This window comes from Curtobacterium sp. MCSS17_006 (genome assembly GCF_003234215.1).
GTDB lineage: Bacteria > Actinomycetota > Actinomycetes > Actinomycetales > Microbacteriaceae > Curtobacterium > Curtobacterium flaccumfaciens.
Map to the genome: position 1 here is coordinate 160,178 of NZ_QKSO01000008.1, position 17,135 is coordinate 177,312.

The window sequence follows — 17,135 nt, forward strand, 5'->3', positions numbered from 1 at the left end:
TGTGTCAAGCAGTGTTCAGCGGTCGATCGGGCGCCCCCGCTCCCCGCTCGCCCAGCCCGTGTCCGCCGTGTCCCCGACCCGCAGGGACAACGTGCCGCCCCGCGTCACGAAGGACGCCGGCACCCAGGACCGCTCGTGCGTCCACCCGTTCAACCGGGCGCCGTGCACGTACGGCTCGGTCCCCGAGGACCGGATGACGATCCGCTCGCCGCTCGACCGCCGGATGTCGACCGTGCTGAACGTCGGGCTGCCGATGAGCATCTCCGCTCGCCCGGGCGTCTGCGGGAACAAGCCGATCGAGGCGAAGACGTACCAGGCGCTCATGGTGCCGAGGTCGTCGTTGCCCGGCAGGCCGCCTGGGCCGGTCGAGTAGGCGTCGTCCACGACCTGCCGCACGGTCTCCTGCGTCTTCCAGGGCTTGCCGAGCGCGTTGTACATCCACGGCGTGTGGATGTCGGGCTCGTTCGTCGGGTCGAACTTCGTGGCGTCGCCACCGGTCACCGCGAACGCACCGGTGCTGTCGTGGAAGAAGTCGTCGAGCCGAGCGGTCGCGGCGTCGTCACCGCCGAGCGCGCTCGACAGCCCCTGCACGTCCTGCGGCACGAGCCAGGTGTACTGCGCGCTGGTGCCCTGTGCGAACCCGGTGCCGGTCGAGGGCGACCAGTCGGGCGTCCACGATCCGTCGGCCTGACGAGCAGCCTGGTAGCCGACGGCGGCGTTGAAGGTGTTCTTCCAGTAGGTCCCACGCTCCGCGAACATCCGGGCATCCGAGCGCAGCCCGAGCGAACCCGCCCAGTACCCGAGCGCGCTGTCGGAGATCGAGTCCTCGAGCGTCTCGGCCGCACCACCCCAGCACGAGCAGTCGTCGTTCGCCGCGTACTGCCGCTCCAGGTACTCGTCGAGTGCGGGCCGCTGCGCCAGGCACTGCCCCGGGCACCCGATGTCGCTCTCGGCGTCCGCGTTCTCGACCGTCGCCTGGCGCTTGAGCGAGGCGTAGGCGGCCCGGACGTCGAAGTTCCGGACGCCCATGGCGTACCAGGTGGCGAGCGTCGCGGCCGAGGGGTCGCCGGTCATCACGTGCGTCGGCGCTCCGAGGTGCAGCCACCGGTCCCACACGCCGCCGTTCTGCTCGGCGAACCGCAGCATCGACTGCGCCATGTCCCCGGCGACGTCCGGCCGCAGCAAGGCCAGCAGCTGGATCTGCGCCCGGTACTGGTCCCACCCGGAGTACGTGCCGTAGACGGCCCGGTGTCCGCGGTCCATCCGGTGCACCCGCAGGTCGGGCCCGAGGTAACGACCGTCGCGGTCGTTCAGCGTGTTCGGCTGCATCAGTGCGTGGTAGACCGACGTGTACAGCTGGGTGGTCCGGTCCGCCGTGCCGCCACCGACGCGCAGGCGCGACAGTTCACGGTTCCAGGAGGCCCGTGTGCCGGCCGCCACGCTGGCGACGGTCGAGCGCTTGGTCACCTCGCCGTCACGGTTGGCGACCGCTCCGGCCGCGCTCACGTACGAGATGCCGATCTTCGCCTGCACCGTCGCTCCGCGACGCGCATCGAACCCGACCCACGCGCCGGAGCCGCGTCCGGCGCGGTCGGCGCCGGTCAGGTAGCCCTCCCCACCGGAGGAGGACGTGCCTCCAGGCTGGACCGTGCCGTCCTTCCAGGTGCCGGTGCTCGCGAACGCCGTGTCGAAGGTCGCGGTGAAGTAGAGGCGGTAGTAGCTGCGGCGGTCCGGGTTGGTGGCGCCGCCGCCGTTCGCGCGGCGGCTGCAGAAGCCGCCCGTCAGGACGCTGCCGCTGACCGTGCGGGTGCGCGGGTCGACGCGGGTGATCGCGGCCTCGCTGCCGTTGATCGAGTTCGACGTGCGGAAGAGCAGGTTCGCGTCCTTGCCGGCCGGGAACGTGAACGCGCCGACGCCGGCGCGGGTGGTCACGGCCAGGTCGGTGCGGACGCCGTTGTCGAGCGTGACGCCGTAGCGGCCGGGGCTGGCGGACTCCTGGTCGTGGGAGTACCCGGCGGCGTAGACGGCGTCCTTCGAGTCGGCCGACGGCGAGGTCGTGACCGGGGTCGTGACCGGCATGATCGGCACGTCGCCGGCAGCCCCGGGAGCACACCCGGCACCGTTCAGGTGCGTCAGGCTGAAGCCGCGCAGCCGGTTCACGTCGTACGAGTAGCCGTTCGCGACCGGGGTCGACGTCTGGTCACCCGCGGTGCCCGTGGGGCTCCACTGCATCATGCCGAACGGCGCGGTGGCCCCGGGCCAGGTGTTTCCGTTGTTGCTCGTGCCGATGAAGGGGTCGACGTACCGGGCGGGATCGCTGACGGTGCGCCCGGCCTGCGTCGAGGGCGTGGCCACGGCCGGCGCGGCGACGATCGCCGTGCCCAGCAGTGCGGCGATCGTGGCCACCGCGGCGAGCGGGAGCGGACGGACGAGCGGGCGACGGTGCACGCGAGATCGGTTCACATCGGTGACGCTAGCCCCCTCGGACGGGGGACGCCGCCTGCATCACCGAGCGCTCTCCCGCTGTTCACGTCGGGTTCGGCGTCGGGCCCGGCCTCGGTCAGACGACGGCGCGGGCGGCGACCTCGTCGACGGAGGTGCGGACCCGCTGCCGGAACACCGGATCCGCGGCAGCCCCGCGGACGGGCACGACGTGCAGTCGCCGGTCACCCCGACGCAGCGCCGGCCCGACGAACACCCCCTCGGCGACGTCCGGCGCGGTGGCCGACCAGAGCGTCGAGCGAGCGCCGTCCTCCGCGGTCCGGGCCATGCTGCGGGCGATCATGCCGCCGAGGCGCTGCGCGAGGGTCTCGGCCTGGTCGTTCATCCCCGTCGCCGCGATGCCGGGGTGTGCGATGACCGAGCGGACGTCCGAGCCGGCCTCGCGGAGCCGCTCACCGAGGTCGACCGCGAGCGCCGTCGCCACCGTCTTCGAGTCGGTGTACACGGCGAGCTGGGAGTAGTCGCTCGGGTCATCCACCCCGCCCGGTGCGGGCACGCGGCGGGTGCGCTGCGACAGGTTCGACCCGACGAGGACGACCCGGGGCGACGGTCCGCCGAGCACCGGGAGCATCGCGTCGGCGAGCACGGCCGGGCCGACGACGTTGGTGGCCCAGGTGCGCTCGATGCCCTCGTCGGTCAGCGCGAACGCGCCGAGCGTCGCGCCGGCGTTGTTCACCAGGGCGTCCACGACGATGCCGTCCGCCGCGAGCTGCCGGGCGAACGCCGTGACCGAGGCGACCGACGCGGTGTCGACGACCCGTGCCTCCAGACCGGCGGGCAGGACGCGAGCCGCCTTGTCGGGGTTGCGGACCGCCGCGATGACGCGTGCTCCGGCGGCTGCGAGTCGGGTCGCGACCACCAGCCCGAGTCCGCCGGTCGCGCCGGTGACCACCACGGTCCGGCCGTGCTGGTCGGGCATCGCGGACGGTTCCCACTCGAAGGTGTCCATGGTCGTCTCCTGCTCACTCGTCGTCTGGAATCGGATGATCCATCCGGAACGCTAGCACAAGTGGATAGAGTGTCCGTATGACGATCGCGATGGCCCGACCCGAAGCGCTGCGCTCCGATGCGCAACGCAACCGGACCGCGCTGCTCGACGTCGCCCGGTCGTTCCTCGAGCGGGGCGAGCAGCCGCTCCTCAACGCCGTTGCACACGAGGCCGGTGTGGGTGTCGGGACCGCCTACCGGCACTTCCCGTCGCAGCAGCACCTGCTCGAGGCGCTCGCGATCGACGCGCTCGAGGACATGCTCGACCTCGTCCGTGTCGCCGTCGCGCTGCACGACGCGGTGGACGCGCTCCGGGGGGTCGTGACGGCTGCGTTCCGGAGCATGGTCGACGACGCGGCCCTCGGCGACCTGCTGACGAACGGCGGGTTCTCGTGCGCCGACACCGCTGCCCTCGCCGGAGACCTGGTGGTGTCCGTCGACGCACTGCTCGCTCGGGCACGGGCCGAGGGGCTCGTCCGGACCGACGTCGACGCCGACGACCTGCGACGGCTGCTGTGCGGGCTGCGCGAGGCGGCCGTCGCCGGCGGCACCCGGGTCAGCGATCCGGAGCGTTACGTCGAGATCCTGCTCGCCGGGCTCCGTCCGACGAGCTGACCGACGCCCTGATCGCGTCGAGGCCCACGAGCGCCCCGAACCCGCAGACGGCCACCGCCGCCACCGCGACCGCGATGTAGGCCGCTTCGGTCGAGGGCCCCCGGTAGGGCATGTCGTCGAGCCATCCCAGTCCGGCGATCACGATCACCAGGCCGATCGCGACGCTGCCGGCCACCACCAGCACCGCATCACGGGCGGCCCGGAGCACGGTGCGCGAGCGGTGTTCCACGGGTTCATCCTGCCGGCCGGCGGCGGGCACTGTCAGGATGGGCGCATGAGCGTCATGGTGTCCGTCTTCGATGCGTACCGGTCCCGCACGAGCGAGAAGTACACGGCCTACCCGCCGGACGTGCTCCCCATGTTCGTCGCCGAGATGGACAGCATGCTCGCCGAACCGATCCGCGACGCGCTGGTCACGGCGGTGACGAACGGCGACACCGGGTACGTCGGGCACGGCCGGGCCCTGCCCGAGGCGTTCGCCGACTTCGCCGAGAGCCGGTGGGCATGGCGGGTCGACCCCGACCTGGTCCGCACCACCACGGACGTGTCGGTCGCGGCGGTCGAGGTGCTGCGCCGGGTCATCGAGCCGGGCGACCAGGTCGTCATCATGCCGCCCGTGTACCCGCCGTTCTGGGAGTACGTGTCCGAGGCCGGCGGCACCGTCACCGAGGTCCCGCTGCTCGCCCCCGCGGGCCCGGCCGACCCCTTCGACACCACGGCCGGCTGGCGGATGGACCTCGACGGCATCGCGCAGGCGTTCGCCGACGGAGCCCGCACGGTGCTGCTCTGCAACCCGCACAACCCCCTCGGCCTGGTGCACGACCGCGAGTCGCTCGTCGCACTCGCGAAGCTGGCCGCCGAGTGGGACGCCGTCGTGGTGTCCGACGAGATCCACGCGCCGCTCGTGCACGCCGACGCGGTGTTCACGCCGTTCCTGGAGTCCTGCCCCGAGGCCGCGTCCCTCGGCGTCGCCCTGACGAGTGCGAGCAAGGCCTGGAACCTCGCCGGCACGAAGTGCGCGATGATGATCGGCGCCTCGGAGCGGGCCCGCGCCTGGTTCGGCGGACTGCCGACCGAGGTCGTCGAGCGCACCGGCATCCTCGGCTACACGGCGAGCGTCGCGGCCTTCAGCGAGGGCGGGCCGTGGCTGGCATCACTGCTCACCGAGCTCGCGGCGAACCGGCGCACCCTGGCCGAGCGGATCGGCGACGTGCTGCCCGGCGCCGAGTACCGGCAGCCGCAGGCGTCGTACCTGGCGTGGCTCGACCTGCGGGCGCTGCCGTGGGGCGACGACCCCGCGGCGGAGCTCGTCGACCGGGCGAAGGTGGCGCTCGGCTCGGGCCCGGCGTTCGGACGGCAGGGCCGGGGCTTCGCGCGGCTGAACTTCGGGTGCTCGGCGGAGACCCTCGACGAGGGGCTCAGCCGCCTATCCGCCGCGTTGTGCAGATGAACCAAGCCAACGACCGCAGGTGCCGTGCCCTCGCTAGGACGCCTACTTCCCTGCGACTCCACTCGCCGAGCCGCCGAAGTAGATTGTCTTCGCAAGACCTGTTGGCAGGTATATCCGCCGACTCGTCGAGTCTTCGGTGCGCTCGATCAGCCCACGCTCATCCAGATTCTTTGCCCTTCGCCCGATCAGCTGGTAGGAGCAGTCAAGCTCCGCAGCTACATCGGAAGGGTTCAAAGCCCGGTCTTCGGAGTCGAGTGTCTGGAGGATCCCGAGCTCGACTGCCGGTAGCAGCGACGACTCAGAGACTGCCTGCAACGTTGCTTCGTACTTTCGGGAGAGATTTGTCACTTGGCACGTTCCTTCCCGACACTCCGGGCAGAGCATCCGATAGGACTTCAAGGCCGGTAGATTCTCCGGCTCTTGTCGAGTCCCGCAGGAATCACATACAATTTCTTGATTCGTCTTCACGTAAGCATCAAGGATTGGCGAGTAATCAAATACGCGTTCAGCATAGTACTGACGGTAACGCTGCTCGCGAAGCCCCGAGGGCCTGCCGTATTCAATTGTTTGGACCTGACAAAGGCCGTAGTTCAGAGCGTAAACCGCAACTTTGCTACCATCGCGATCACTCATGACGTAGTACTTGGTTATGAAAAAGTTCAACTCCAAGCTATTGAGCAAACTCTCCCGGTCAAGCCCGACATGGAAGTGACTAGACGGAGCACGACCAGAGAGCTCCCGTAAGGTTGCAGCGTCACTATTGCGAAGCTCTCGGGCCCTACTGACAATACTGTCGAGCAGATCCTTGAGGCTGAATATTGAGGACCGCTCCTCGAAACTCTCATTGAGGAATTTATTCATTTCGAAAGCGGCTGAGATTTTTTCCTCGTAGTAGCGTCGCGCCGCCGCTCTTATTACACCCGAGCTAATGACGCGCCCGTAAAGCAGCGCCGACTCGTACGCGAAGTAGAGCAGCCATCCAAGATTCCGCGGATTGGCCATCGAGGCATAGAAGAGCTGTCGCCAGAGCTCATCACCTTTAACCCCGTCAAAGAATTGACCAAGCGGTACCGCGCCATAATGCTCCATCCGACGAACAATAAGTCGCCGCGTAAAGTCGATGGCCTTATCCTCCATGCCATTGAGATCCGAGGTGCCGTACAGATTGAACAGGTCGAGATTAACCTCGTCTGTTTTCGTCTTGTCGATTTCGCCGAAATAAATTCGAGTCGGGTACGCCGCAACCTTGAACTTGACCAGTTCATTGGACCAGTTGTTGAGGGGGGCAATCAGCCCGTCGACGACAACTCGCATCGACGCTTCTGGGAGCTCCGAGAAATCGTCAAGAAAAACGTATAGGTGTCTGATTCCACAACGGTCGAGTAGAACCTTTAGCTTTGTGATGAAGTCGCGCAGGTCAAAGGTGCGCATCAAGACATCCGCGTGCTCGGACTCTTCTTCTCTCGTGCTACTGGTGCCTCGCTGGCTGCCGATACTTGCGCCAACACTCGCACCTACGGAAGTTCCAGCCGCAGCCTTGCCCTCCAGCTTAGACGAGGTCTTCTTCGTCTCGGTTTCACCCGTCTTGATTCGCTTCGTGTCAACGTAGGCGCCAAGAACATTCTCGAAGCGATCGCTCGCCGCTTCCACTAGCAATTTATCCAGATCTGCGAAAAGCGCAGTGACCGAGCCATCGAATCTGGCCTTGATCTTGTCCCACAGGGAGGCCTGCACTCGCTTACCGAGCTCGTCTCGGATTGATTGCACGATAGCCGTAACGAAAACTCGACTGAGCAGGAGTCTCTCAAGAGATTCCTTCGGAAGCACCCCGTCAAAGCGTGCTGCAGCTGCAAGAAGGCCATCATCGATTCGCGACGACTCAAAGACACTCTTTATATCGACGTAAGCGGTTGCGACGTCCGAACGCTTCCTCAACTCGTATTGAGCACGCTGAAAGACCGTTGACTTCCCCGTACCTTTCCGGCCCACAAGGAATGTGGTGTTCGGCTTGAGCATCGTCTGTAGAACGTGATTGTTCGGCAGCGGATCTACATAGAGGGACTCGATGAGTTCCTCGCCGCCGTCACCGAGCAGTTCGGCACGGCGATACAATTTCAATGACTGCGCAGCATTTCGGAATGCGTCTAGCGCCGTCGTGGTTTCCCCAGCCATCGTTCCCCCGCTCTGATCACCTGCCGCCACCATAGCCAATTCGAAGTCGAATGCATAGGTGTCGCGTCAGCGAGTCGAGATTCGCTCAACCCGTGGGTGAGAAGGATCGGCGACGACATTTGAGTCCACTCGGCGATGCCTGCTTCCGTTCACAGGTGTCACCGAGCTCTCCGCAGCCGCCAGGGCCTGAGCCAGAGCCAGCCGCCTACTCGAACCGCTGCCAGGCCGGCTTGTTCGCGTACGTGTAGCGGTAGTAGTCGGCGAGCTGCAGCCCGGCGGCGGCTTCCTCGTCGACGACGACGGTCGCGTGCTCGTGCAGCTGCAGGGCAGAACCGGGCACGAAGGAGCTGAGCGGCCCCTCGACCGCAGCGGCGACGGCCGCCGCCTTCGACGGGCCCTGGGCGACGAGGACGAGCTCGCGGGCCTCGAGGATGGTGCCGAGCCCCTGCGTCATGCAGTGCGTCGGGACCTGCTCGGGCGAGTCGAAGAAGCGCGCGTTGGCGTCACGGGTCGACGGCGCGAGGGTCTTGATGCGGGTGCGCGAGGCGAACGACGACGTCGGCTCGTTGAACCCGATGTGGCCGTTGGCCCCGATGCCGAGGATCTGCACATCGATCCCGCCCGCGGCACGGATCGCGGCGTCGTACTCCTTGGCCGCGAACTCCAGGTCGGCGGCACGGCCGTCCGGCACCCGCACGCGCGACGCGTCGAAGCCGAGGGGCGCCACGACGTCGCGGGCGATCACGGCCGCGTACGACTCGGGGTGCTCGAGCGGGATGCCGACGTACTCGTCGAGGGCGAACCCACGGGCCTCGGCGAACGAGATCTCGCCCGCCTGCACCCGGCGCTGCAGGTCGGTGTAGATGCCCTGCGGGCTGGATCCGGTGGCGAGACCGATGACGGCGGACGGCTTCTTGGCGACGACGGACGCGATCTTGGCGGCGGCGACGCGACCGACCTCTTCCGACGTGGGCAGGATGATGATCTCCACACGGCAAGCCTACTGGTCATGACCAGTCTGCGACAGGGGTCGGGTGGGTAGCGTGGCCGGCATGCCGACCCCCGACTTCGTCCTGTCCCTGCGCGAGAAGATCGGCACGGCGCCGCTCTGGCTGTCGGGCGTGAGCGCCATCGTGACCCGCGGCTCCGGCGCCGATCGCGAACTGCTCGTGGTGCGCCGTGCCGACACGGGCGCGTACACCCCGGTCACCGGGATCGTCGACCCGGGTGAGGAACCCGCCGTCGCCGCCGAACGCGAGGTCCTGGAGGAAGCCGACGTCGTCGCCGTCGCCGAACGCCTGGCCTGGGTGCAGGTGCTGCCCGAGATGACCTACCCGAACGGCGACCGGTCGCAGTACCTCGACCTGGTCTTCGCCTGCCGGTACGTCTCCGGCACGCCGAACCCCGCCGACGGCGAGAACACCGAGGCGTTCTGGGCTCGGCTCGACGCCCTGCCCGACATGTCGGAGAACATGCGGGCACGCGTCGAGGCCGGGCTGGCCGACGAGCGCGAGGCGCGCTTCCAGCGCTGACCCCACCGGTCTGGAGGCGCGGTGCCAGGCCGCCACGGGCCTCCCGTCCGTCTCACCCGACGTTTCGGGCGCAGCGACAGTCCACGCGTTTGGTCGCGCGAGGACTGTCGCTCAGCGCGAAACGTCGCCGCCGCAGCCGCCGCTACGCGAGCGGCGCGACCGCCACGGGTGCGCCGAGCAGACGCACGGCGACGGGGTCGCCGGTGGCCCGGCGGTCGCCGACCTCGTGCTGGACGGTCACGACGGTGTCGTCGTCCAGGCGGACGGTGGTGCGGCGGATCGATCCGAGGAAGCTCGAGGTGACGACGGTGCCGGTGATGCCCTCGGGGGCGAAGGCGATGTCCTCCGGCCGGACGTAGGCGAGCACCGGCCCATCCGGAGCCGAGGAGTCGAGCGCCGGCACCCGGAACCCGTACACGAAGACGTCGCCCCCGCGCAGGTCGCCCTGCAGCCGGTTCGACTGGCCGACGAAGTCCGCCGTGAACGCCGACGACGGGGTGCGGTAGAGCTCCTCGGGCGTGCCGACCTGCTCGATGTCGCCCGCCTGCATCACGGCGATCCGGTCGGAGACGGCGAGCGCCTCCTCTTGGTCGTGCGTCACGAACACCGTGGTGATGCCGAGGTCGCTCTGGATGCGGCGGATCTCGTCGCGCAGCGACACCCGGACCTTCGCGTCGAGGGCCGACAGCGGCTCGTCGAGCAGGAGCACCCGGGGGCGGGTGACCAGGGCGCGGGCCAGGGCGACGCGCTGCTGCTGCCCGCCGGAGAGCTGGTGCGGGTACCGCTCGGCGAACTCGCCGAGGCGGACCATGTCGAGGGCCTCGACCACGCGGCTCTTGCGCTCGGCGGCGGGGACCCGGCGCATCTCGAGGCCGAAGGCGACGTTCTGCCGCACCGTCATGTGCGGGAACAGCGAGTACTGCTGGAACACCATGCCGATGTCGCGCTTGTTGACCGGGGTGTCGGCGACGTCCCGGCCGTCGATGCGGATCGAGCCGGCGTCGATGACCTCGAGGCCTGCCAGCGCGCGGAGCGCCGTCGTCTTGCCGCAACCGGACGGCCCGAGGAGCGAGACGAACTCCCCCGGCTCGACACGGAGGGACAGTCCGGCGAGTGCGCGGTGTGCGCCGAAGTGCTTCTCGACGGCGTGGAGTTCGACGACGGCACCGGTGGTGGCGAGGGATGCCGGGGCTGCCGGGGCGGTGACGGTCATGCGGACTCCTCGAGGCGGGGACGACGGGTGGTGCGGGTGCGGCGGACGCGGCCCGTGCGACGGGTCCCGATGCGGCCGATGAGGACGAGCAGCACGAAGCCGAACGCGAGCGCGGCGACCGAGAAGATCGCGGCGACGTACGGGTCGGTCCCCTGCACGAGCACGAGCCCGGTCTGGAACGTGCTGCGGGAGAGGAACGCGGCGAGGGTGTACTCGCCGAGGACCACGGTGATCGTGAGGAAGCACGCGGCGGTGATGCCCCGGCGCAGGTTCGGCAGGAGCACACGCCAGGTGACGGTCCACCACGAGGCACCGAGCGACCGGGCCGCCTCGGACAGGACGATCAGGTCCGTCGCGGTGATGGCGGCGGCGATCGGGCGGAACGCGAACGGCAGCGTGATGATCCCGATCGCGAACGCCAGCGTCCAGGAGCCGGACCCGAAGACCTGCGAGACGACCTGGTACACGGGGATGAACCCGACGACGAGCACCACGACCGGCACGGTGATCGGCACGATGCAGACGAACTCCAGGACGCTCCGGAGCCTGGGGTAGCGGAGCGCGGTGATGATCTGGGCGGGCAGCAGCACGAGCAGCACGATCCCGACGGTGATCACGGCGATGAGCAGCGACGCCCCGAGCCCGTCGAACACCGGCTGGTAGGTGAACGCGTTGGCCGGGTCACCGATCGCCGCCCAGTGCGCGAAGGTGAGCCCGCCGTCGGTGCCCTGCCGGAAGGTGAACTGCAGCAGGGCGACCAGCGGCACGGCGAACAGGAGCCCGATCACGGTGAGCACGATCGCTGCCGCACCACGGGACGGGGCCGTGCCGAAGCGGCGGACGCGGGACGGGCCTCCGAGCCGAACCGGCTTCGCCGGGCGGACCGGGGCCGCCGCGCTCATCGCTGCCACCGTGCGGCACGGCGCTGCAGCAGCGAGTACGCGCCCATCACGACCGCCATCACGACGACCATGCCGAAGGCGAGCACCCCGGCGACGTTCTGCAGGCCGGCGAGCGTCTCGCTGGTGAGCTGCGTGCGGATCGTCAGCGGCACGATGCCGCCCTGCGAGATGAGGGCTGCGGCGGTGGCGAACGACGAGAAGCCGTTCGCGAAGAGCAGCAGGAGCGACCCCCAGAACGCCGGCGCCAGGACCGGCAACGCGATCCGGCGCCAGTACGTCAGGCGCGAGGCGCCGAGGGTCGCGGCGGCCTCGCCCCACTGGGCCTTGACGCCCTCGAGTGCGGGCATGAACGTGAGGACCATGAGCGGCACCTGGAAGTAGACGTAGGGGATCACGAGCCCGGGCACCGTGTACAGGAAGGCACCGTCCGCGTTGAGGTCGACGTGGAAGACCGTGACCAACCACGTCGTGACGAGGCCCTGCACACCGATCGTGGCGATGAACGCGAACGCGAGCATGACCCCGCCGAACTGTGCGAGGACGCTCGCCGCCGAGTCGATCATCGACCGGACCAGTCCGTCCGGCCGCAGTGCCGAGAGCGCCCAGCAGACGACCGCGCCGAGCACGGCACCGATGACCGCGGAGGCGGCGGACAGGCCGAACGACCCGCCGAACGCCCGCAGCACGGACGGGTCGGCGAAGGCCGCGAGGTTCGCGAACGTGAACGCTCCGGAGCCGTCGAAGAAACCGCTGCCGATCGCGATCACGGCGGGGACGGCGAGGAACAGCAGGACGTAGGCGGCGAAGGGGGTCAGCCCCAGCCAGGCGAGGCCGACGCGGCGCCGGACACGGGGTCCGGCACCGCGTCGGACGGCATCGGCGGACGCTCGTGCGGACGTCGGGCGCACGGGGCTCGTCGCGCTCGTCGCGCTCGTCGCCGGTGCGGCGTCGGTCGCGGCTGCGCCGCTCGCCGCGGGCGCGTCTGCCGATGCGGTGGTCATGCTGCTCAGGACCCCATCGTCGAGGACCACTTGGCCTTGAGCACCTTGGCGGCGTCGGCGACCTGCGCGTCGGTCAGCTCGACGTAGTCCTTCGGTGCGCCACCGGCGGCGTCGAGGGCGTCCTGGTCGACCTTGCCCGACTTCGTCAGCGCGGCGAGGGTGGACGGGAAGGCGCCGGCCTGCAGGTACAGGTTCTGGACCTCGGGGCTGGCGATGTACTCCTCCCACAGGCGGGCGGCCGCGGGGTGCGGGGCGTCCTTGTTGATGGCCTGCGAGTAGTACGAGCCGAGCGCCTGCCCCTTCGGGACGACGGTCTTCCAGTCCTTGTTGCCACTCGCGCCCGCCGCCGGGCCCCAGGCCAGGTTGTTGTACGACCACTGGACGACGACCGGGGTCTCACCCGAGGCGACGGTGGCCTGCGTCGGCAGCACGTTCTGGAAGTTGCCGGCCTGCTTGAGCTTGCCGAAGAAGTCGACGCCCTTGGTGATGTCGTCGGCCGAGCCGCCGTTCTCCAGCGCCGCCAGGTACACCGCGGACGCGGCCTGGTTCGCCTGCGTCGGGTCGCCGCCGATCGAGACCTTGCCCTTGTACTCGGAGCCGAGCAGGTCCGTCATGTCCTTCGGGGCGTCGGAGATCTTCGACGAGTCGTACCCGATCGACATCAGGCCGGTGTAGTCGCGCGTCCAGGCGCCGTCCTCGTCCTTCAGGTTCGTGGGGATGTCGTCCCAGTTCGCGACCTTGTAGTCGGCGAACAGGTCGAGGTTATCCTGCAGCACGGCGTTCCCGAGGTCGAGCACGTCGGGGGCGGTGGACTGGCCCTTCTGCGACTTGACCGCGGCGACCTCGTCGGCGCTCGAGCCGTTCGGGTTCGCGGAGTTGATCTTGATGCCGTACTTCTTGGTGAAGCCGTCGATGATCTTGCCGTAGTTGGCCCACGTCGGCGGGAGCGTGATGACGTTGAGCTGGCCCTCGGCCTTGGCGGCCTTGACCAGGGCGTCCATGCCGCCGGCGGACTCGGCGCTGGTGGTGGTCTTCCAGTCGGCGTCGCCCTTGCTCGTGCTGGCGGAGCTCGTCGAGGAGCATCCGGCGAGGGTGACGACTGCGGCGGCGGCCAGGGCGATGCCGGCCAGGGTGCGCTTGTGCTGCACGGGTGGGCCTTTCGGGTGGGGGAAGGTGCTGCGGGGACCGGGTGTCCGGGTTCTGCTCGATCGTGGACGCGGCCGGTTTCCGGCCCGTGCTCCGGTGGTGAACGACGGCGGAACAGCGGGTGCGGCTGTACGCTTTGCTCGTTCTGGGCGCAGGGTCGCGCCCACACCAGGCCTGGAGGCACGGATGCGGTTCACGACGACGGTCCTGCAAGCGCGGAAGACGGCGACCGGACTCCCCGTCCCGGAGTCCGCCATCGAGGCGCTCGGATCCGGCAAGCGCCCCGCGGTGGTCGTCACGATCGACCGGGGCTACACCTACCGCTCCACCGTCGGGGTCATGGACGGGCAGTTCCTGGTGCCGCTGTCGGCCTCGCACCGTGCGGCCGCCGGGATCGCCGCCGGGGACACCGTCGAGGTCTCGCTCGAGGTCGACACCCTGCCCCGGACCGTCGACCTGCCGGAGGACCTGGCCGCCGCGCTGCAGGGGGCCGGCGTGCGTGCGGCGTTCGACACCCTGTCGAACTCGCGGCAGCGCGCACTCGCCGACCCGGTCACGCAGGCGAAGGCCCCGGAGACCCGGGCCCGGCGGATCGAGAAGGCCGTGGAGGCCCTGCGGGGGTAGGGGTCGGGCGGGGTCGGGCGGCCTGGTGGTTTCGGGCGTACCTGGTCGATTCGGGCGTACCTGGTCGGAAGTTCTGGGCAGGTATGCCCGAAAACGCTAGGTATCGCGGGCGTTCTGGGAAAGAACGGGCGCGCTCAGGCCCCGAGCTCGACCAGGACCCGCGGGATCTCGGTGACGAGTTCGCTCGCCAGGTACCCGAGCGGCCCGACCTGCACCGCGAGTCGGTCACCTGCGGCAGCGTGCACGTAGGACGCCCACGCCACGGCCTGTGCCGGATCGGCGCCGCGGGCGAGCAGCCCGGTGACCGCGCCGGACAGCACGTCCCCACTGCCGCTCGTGCCGAGACCGCCCGAGCCGGTGCCCTTGAGCCACGCCCGACCCTGCGGTGTGGCGATGGCGTCGCCGAGGGCCACGACCGCTCCGAAGCGGTTCGCGATCGCCACGGCGTCGGCCACGTCGTCGTCGCTGCACTCCCGCCCGAGCAGGCGTTCGGCCTCGCCGGAGTTCGGCGTCATCACGAGCCGTCCACGCAGCGGTTCGAGGCGGTCCCGCACGTCGGCAGCCACACCGAGGGCGAAGGCGTCGAGCACGACGGTGGTCTGCGGACCGACGACGTCGGCGAGTCCGGCCACGAGGTCACGCGAACCGTCCGGCTCGTCGAGCCCCGGCCCGACCAGCACGGCATCGGCGCTCGACGCGCTGTCCGCGATGCCCTCGATCGCACCGACGGCGATGTGTCCGTCCTGGTCCTCGTCGAGGGGTTCGACCCCGGACTCGGGCACAGCGACCGCGACCTCGTTCGCGACGCTCCGGCCGACCGCCAGGGTGAGGCGACCAGCCCCGACGCGGAGTGCGGCGAGCGCGGAGAGCATCGCCGCACCGGGGGTCCGAGCAGCGCCGCCGACGATGAGCACCTGCCCGCGGCCGTACTTGCCGGCACCGGGTTCGGGCAGTGGCCAGTCCCGCAGGAAATTCGGGGTGACGGGTTCAGTGGACATGTTCGTCGTCCTTCCGGCCGGTGTGCTGGGTGACCTCGTCGTCGTCCAGGTGTCCGACGGAGGAGAACTCCTCGAGCACCCAGGGTGATCCGGCATCGTCACGACGGAGGCGGGTGAGGGAGGCGTTCGCGACGGCGTGGGTCCGGGCGAACTCCATGAGTGCCGGCTCGTCGAGGTCGAGGCACACCGCGACGGCGAGCATCACCACGGCGTCGTGCGCGGCGATCACCAGGCGCTCGACACCGTCGACCCGCTCGAGGTCGCCCAGGAGCGACCGGAGCCGGAGCATCACGTCCGCCCACGACTCCCCACCCGCCGGCCGGTGGTAGTACTTGCCGAGCCACTGCCGACGGCGTTCCTCGTCCGGGTACCGGTTGCGGACGCCCTGCAGGGTCAGCAGGTCGAGGACGCCGAGTTCGCGGTCGCGCAGGCGCTCGTCCACCCGCTTCTCGGGTTCGGCGAGGCCGGCTGCCTCGAGCGCGATCGCGATGGTCTGCTGCGCACGGAGGTACGGCGACACCCACAGCGCGACGGGGACGTCGTCGATCCCGCGGTCGGCGAGCTCCTGGCCGAGGGCACGGGACTGGTCGGTGCCGAGCGGGCTGAGCGGGACGTCGGCGTCCCGGAACTCGACGTCGATCACGTCGTCGCCCGCGGCTTCGGCCCGAGCCGCTGCGACGTTCGCGACCGATTCGCCGTGACGGACGAGCCAGATCTCCTGCACTGCCATGCCGCCACGCTAGCCAGAGTGCGCTGTGCCGGTTCACCGGCGCCGGACGGTCACCCCGCGCGGCGCCGGACGGTCACCCCGTACGGAGCCGAGCGCTCCGGACCGGTCGGACCGCGCACGGGAGCCCCGCCGCCCGGAGTCGCAGCGCCAGCGCATCGAGGTCGAACAGGTCTCGCCACTCGAGCCGGATGATCGTCCGCACACCCGGCACGGTGAGCAAGCGACCGTGCCGACGCTTCTCGTCGAGGAACACCTCGGTCGGACTCCGGCCGCCCAGGTAGCGCTCCTGGGAGTACTTGGCCCGTCCGTCGATCTCGACGACGACCCCGTGGTCCGGGAACCAGAAGTCGACTGCGGACCGACGGCCGTCGACGACGAACTCCTGCTGCAGCACCGGGTCCGGAAGCCCGAGCTCCCGGAACACGACCCGCGCGAGCGACTCGGCCGGTGACCCGGACCGAGCATCGGCCAGTTCGAGCACCTGCTGCGCCAGCGCGCGGGCACGGGCCTTCGGAGGAACCGCACGTCGGAGGTCGTCTGCTTCGACACCACGTCGCAGTGCGGCGTCCGCGATGACCACGCCCGCCCGCAGGTCACCGGTCATCGCCAGGTCGACGACGGTCCGGGGGACGGAGGTGACCGCGATCGCACCGACCGTGGCCCGTTCGCCCCGGCCGACGGGTCTCGTGTGCAGGACCAGCTCGGCGCTCCGGCCCCGGTACATCGACTCGGGCACCGTCGCGTGCACCGGGACGTCCCACCCGCCGAGCGCCGGGAGGCCGTGCAGGGCCGCGGCGGAGAGGTGCGATGCCGTCGCCCGTGTACCGAGGCGGCCGAGCCGCGCGAAGACCCGGGTGACGTACCGCTGACGAGGCCCGGCGGCATCCCACGCGGCGCCGTCGACGAAGGCGTTCGGCCCGACCCGGACCAGGCGGCCCACACCCTGGATCCGGGTCCGGCGGCGCAGGGTGGTGGCGTCGAGGCCTGCCTCGTGCATGGCGGAGGCTCGGAGGATGGGCAGCGACTCGTTCATGCACGTGACGATGCCGGACCGACCATCCGGTCCGGAGGCCGATGTCGGGAACTGTGGACGGGCCTCCAGGCCTGGGCGGTTGTGGAGGGGAGACGTTCCTTCCCAGAACGGCCGCGATACCAAGCGAAATCGGGCATACCAGGCCAGAAGTTCCGACCAGGTACGCCCGATTCGACCAGCTACGCCCGATTCCACCCGGCCCGGCCCGCGCCCGCACCCCACCCGCACCC

General features: G+C 69.9%; 16 protein-coding genes. 4 read left to right on the plus strand and 12 right to left on the minus strand.

Going from position 1 to position 17,135, the window contains the following annotated elements; all coding sequences use genetic code 11:
• Positions 1-15: 15 nt before the first annotated feature.
• A complete protein-coding gene (locus DEJ21_RS09920) occupies positions 16-2,463 on the minus strand; it encodes a GH92 family glycosyl hydrolase (protein WP_258374995.1) in 2,448 nt (815 codons plus the stop codon).
• Between the two features lie 97 nt (positions 2,464-2,560).
• Positions 2,561-3,451 carry an SDR family NAD(P)-dependent oxidoreductase gene (locus tag DEJ21_RS09925; protein ID WP_111224464.1) on the minus strand — a complete coding sequence of 297 codons (891 nt, stop codon included), beginning with the start codon at positions 3,449-3,451 and terminating at the stop codon, positions 2,561-2,563.
• A gap of 77 nt (positions 3,452-3,528) precedes the next feature.
• Here DEJ21_RS09925 and DEJ21_RS09930 point away from each other — a divergent pair, with 77 nt between their 5' ends.
• Positions 3,529-4,104: a TetR/AcrR family transcriptional regulator gene (locus tag DEJ21_RS09930; RefSeq protein ID WP_111224465.1), complete on the plus strand. Its 576-nt coding sequence runs from the start codon at positions 3,529-3,531 to the stop codon at positions 4,102-4,104.
• On the opposite strand, the gene DEJ21_RS17985 is transcribed toward DEJ21_RS09930, so the two are convergent.
• Entirely contained in the window at positions 4,046-4,333 is a 288-nt protein-coding gene (locus DEJ21_RS17985; RefSeq protein WP_146247735.1) for a hypothetical protein, read from the minus strand. The two genes, DEJ21_RS09930 and DEJ21_RS17985, sit on opposite strands and share 59 nt — an antisense overlap.
• A 45-nt stretch (positions 4,334-4,378) precedes the next feature.
• Here DEJ21_RS17985 and DEJ21_RS09935 point away from each other — a divergent pair, with 45 nt between their 5' ends.
• Positions 4,379-5,554 carry a MalY/PatB family protein gene (locus DEJ21_RS09935; protein WP_111224466.1) on the plus strand — a complete coding sequence of 392 codons (1,176 nt, stop codon included), beginning with the start codon at positions 4,379-4,381 and terminating at the stop codon, positions 5,552-5,554.
• A 42-nt stretch (positions 5,555-5,596) separates the two neighbouring features.
• Here the strand turns inward: DEJ21_RS09935 and DEJ21_RS17990 are convergent, their stop codons facing one another.
• Together DEJ21_RS17990 and nagB are read right to left on the minus strand one after the other, a co-directional pair.
• Complete coding sequence (locus tag DEJ21_RS17990; RefSeq protein ID WP_146247736.1) at positions 5,597-7,726, minus strand: helix-turn-helix domain-containing protein; 2,130 nt, start codon at positions 7,724-7,726, stop codon at positions 5,597-5,599.
• Between the two features lie 205 nt (positions 7,727-7,931).
• Positions 7,932-8,717: a glucosamine-6-phosphate deaminase gene (nagB, locus tag DEJ21_RS09940; protein WP_111224467.1), complete on the minus strand. Its 786-nt coding sequence runs from the start codon at positions 8,715-8,717 to the stop codon at positions 7,932-7,934.
• Between the two features lie 61 nt (positions 8,718-8,778).
• Between nagB and DEJ21_RS09945 the strand changes: the two genes are divergently transcribed.
• Positions 8,779-9,258, plus strand: coding sequence for an NUDIX domain-containing protein (locus tag DEJ21_RS09945; protein ID WP_017888122.1), 480 nt, complete (start codon positions 8,779-8,781; stop codon positions 9,256-9,258).
• Positions 9,259-9,400: 142 nt separating this feature from the next.
• Here DEJ21_RS09945 and DEJ21_RS09950 read toward each other — a convergent pair whose 3' ends face one another.
• From DEJ21_RS09950 to DEJ21_RS09965, 4 genes are read right to left on the minus strand one after another with little or no spacing between them, the layout of a single operon-like run.
• Positions 9,401-10,471 (minus strand): ABC transporter ATP-binding protein, encoded by a 1,071-nt coding sequence (locus tag DEJ21_RS09950; protein ID WP_111224468.1) that lies wholly within the window; start codon positions 10,469-10,471, stop codon positions 9,401-9,403.
• Positions 10,468-11,373 (minus strand): ABC transporter permease, encoded by a 906-nt coding sequence (locus DEJ21_RS09955; RefSeq protein WP_181435843.1) that lies wholly within the window; start codon positions 11,371-11,373, stop codon positions 10,468-10,470. Before DEJ21_RS09955 ends, DEJ21_RS09950 begins: the two co-directional genes overlap by 4 nt.
• Positions 11,370-12,374: an ABC transporter permease subunit gene (locus DEJ21_RS09960; RefSeq protein ID WP_258371352.1), complete on the minus strand. Its 1,005-nt coding sequence runs from the start codon at positions 12,372-12,374 to the stop codon at positions 11,370-11,372. The genes DEJ21_RS09955 and DEJ21_RS09960 overlap by 4 nt, the downstream gene beginning before the upstream one ends.
• Positions 12,375-12,379: 5 nt before the next feature.
• Positions 12,380-13,522, minus strand: coding sequence for an ABC transporter substrate-binding protein (locus DEJ21_RS09965; RefSeq protein WP_111224469.1), 1,143 nt, complete (start codon positions 13,520-13,522; stop codon positions 12,380-12,382).
• Between the two features lie 184 nt (positions 13,523-13,706).
• Here DEJ21_RS09965 and DEJ21_RS09970 point away from each other — a divergent pair, with 184 nt between their 5' ends.
• Complete coding sequence (locus DEJ21_RS09970; protein WP_111224470.1) at positions 13,707-14,144, plus strand: YdeI/OmpD-associated family protein; 438 nt, start codon at positions 13,707-13,709, stop codon at positions 14,142-14,144.
• A 134-nt stretch (positions 14,145-14,278) separates the two neighbouring features.
• Here DEJ21_RS09970 and DEJ21_RS09975 read toward each other — a convergent pair whose 3' ends face one another.
• The 3 genes from DEJ21_RS09975 to DEJ21_RS09985 all read right to left on the minus strand — a co-directional run bounded on the left by DEJ21_RS09975 (position 14,279) and on the right by DEJ21_RS09985 (position 16,905).
• Positions 14,279-15,142: an NAD(P)H-hydrate dehydratase gene (locus DEJ21_RS09975; RefSeq protein WP_111029028.1), complete on the minus strand. Its 864-nt coding sequence runs from the start codon at positions 15,140-15,142 to the stop codon at positions 14,279-14,281.
• Complete coding sequence (locus DEJ21_RS09980) at positions 15,132-15,872, minus strand: histidine phosphatase family protein (protein ID WP_111024094.1); 741 nt, start codon at positions 15,870-15,872, stop codon at positions 15,132-15,134. The genes DEJ21_RS09975 and DEJ21_RS09980 overlap by 11 nt, the downstream gene beginning before the upstream one ends.
• 73 nt (positions 15,873-15,945) lie before the next feature.
• Complete coding sequence (locus DEJ21_RS09985) at positions 15,946-16,905, minus strand: hypothetical protein (protein ID WP_111224471.1); 960 nt, start codon at positions 16,903-16,905, stop codon at positions 15,946-15,948.
• Positions 16,906-17,135: the final 230 nt, after the last annotated feature.

Bases quoted from the DNA above. Each gene is read 5' to 3' on its own strand.
- DEJ21_RS09980 (WP_111024094.1), bottom strand. From the start codon at position 15,872: ATGGCAGTGCAGGAGATCTGGCTCGTCCGTCACGGCGAATCGGTCGCG.
- DEJ21_RS09975 (WP_111029028.1), bottom strand. From the start codon at position 15,142: ATGTCCACTGAACCCGTCACCCCGAATTTCCTGCGGGACTGGCCACTG.
- DEJ21_RS09950 (WP_111224468.1), bottom strand. From the start codon at position 10,471: ATGACCGTCACCGCCCCGGCAGCCCCGGCATCCCTCGCCACCACCGGT.
- DEJ21_RS09935 (WP_111224466.1), top strand. From the start codon at position 4,379: ATGAGCGTCATGGTGTCCGTCTTCGATGCGTACCGGTCCCGCACGAGC.
- DEJ21_RS09930 (WP_111224465.1), top strand. From the start codon at position 3,529: ATGACGATCGCGATGGCCCGACCCGAAGCGCTGCGCTCCGATGCGCAA.
- DEJ21_RS09960 (WP_258371352.1), bottom strand. From the start codon at position 12,374: ATGACCACCGCATCGGCAGACGCGCCCGCGGCGAGCGGCGCAGCCGCG.
- DEJ21_RS17990 (WP_146247736.1), bottom strand. From the start codon at position 7,726: ATGGCTGGGGAAACCACGACGGCGCTAGACGCATTCCGAAATGCTGCG.
- DEJ21_RS09970 (WP_111224470.1), top strand. From the start codon at position 13,707: ATGCGGTTCACGACGACGGTCCTGCAAGCGCGGAAGACGGCGACCGGA.
- DEJ21_RS09985 (WP_111224471.1), bottom strand. From the start codon at position 16,905: ATGAACGAGTCGCTGCCCATCCTCCGAGCCTCCGCCATGCACGAGGCA.
- DEJ21_RS09955 (WP_181435843.1), bottom strand. From the start codon at position 11,373: ATGAGCGCGGCGGCCCCGGTCCGCCCGGCGAAGCCGGTTCGGCTCGGA.
- DEJ21_RS09925 (WP_111224464.1), bottom strand. From the start codon at position 3,451: ATGGACACCTTCGAGTGGGAACCGTCCGCGATGCCCGACCAGCACGGC.
- DEJ21_RS09945 (WP_017888122.1), top strand. From the start codon at position 8,779: ATGCCGACCCCCGACTTCGTCCTGTCCCTGCGCGAGAAGATCGGCACG.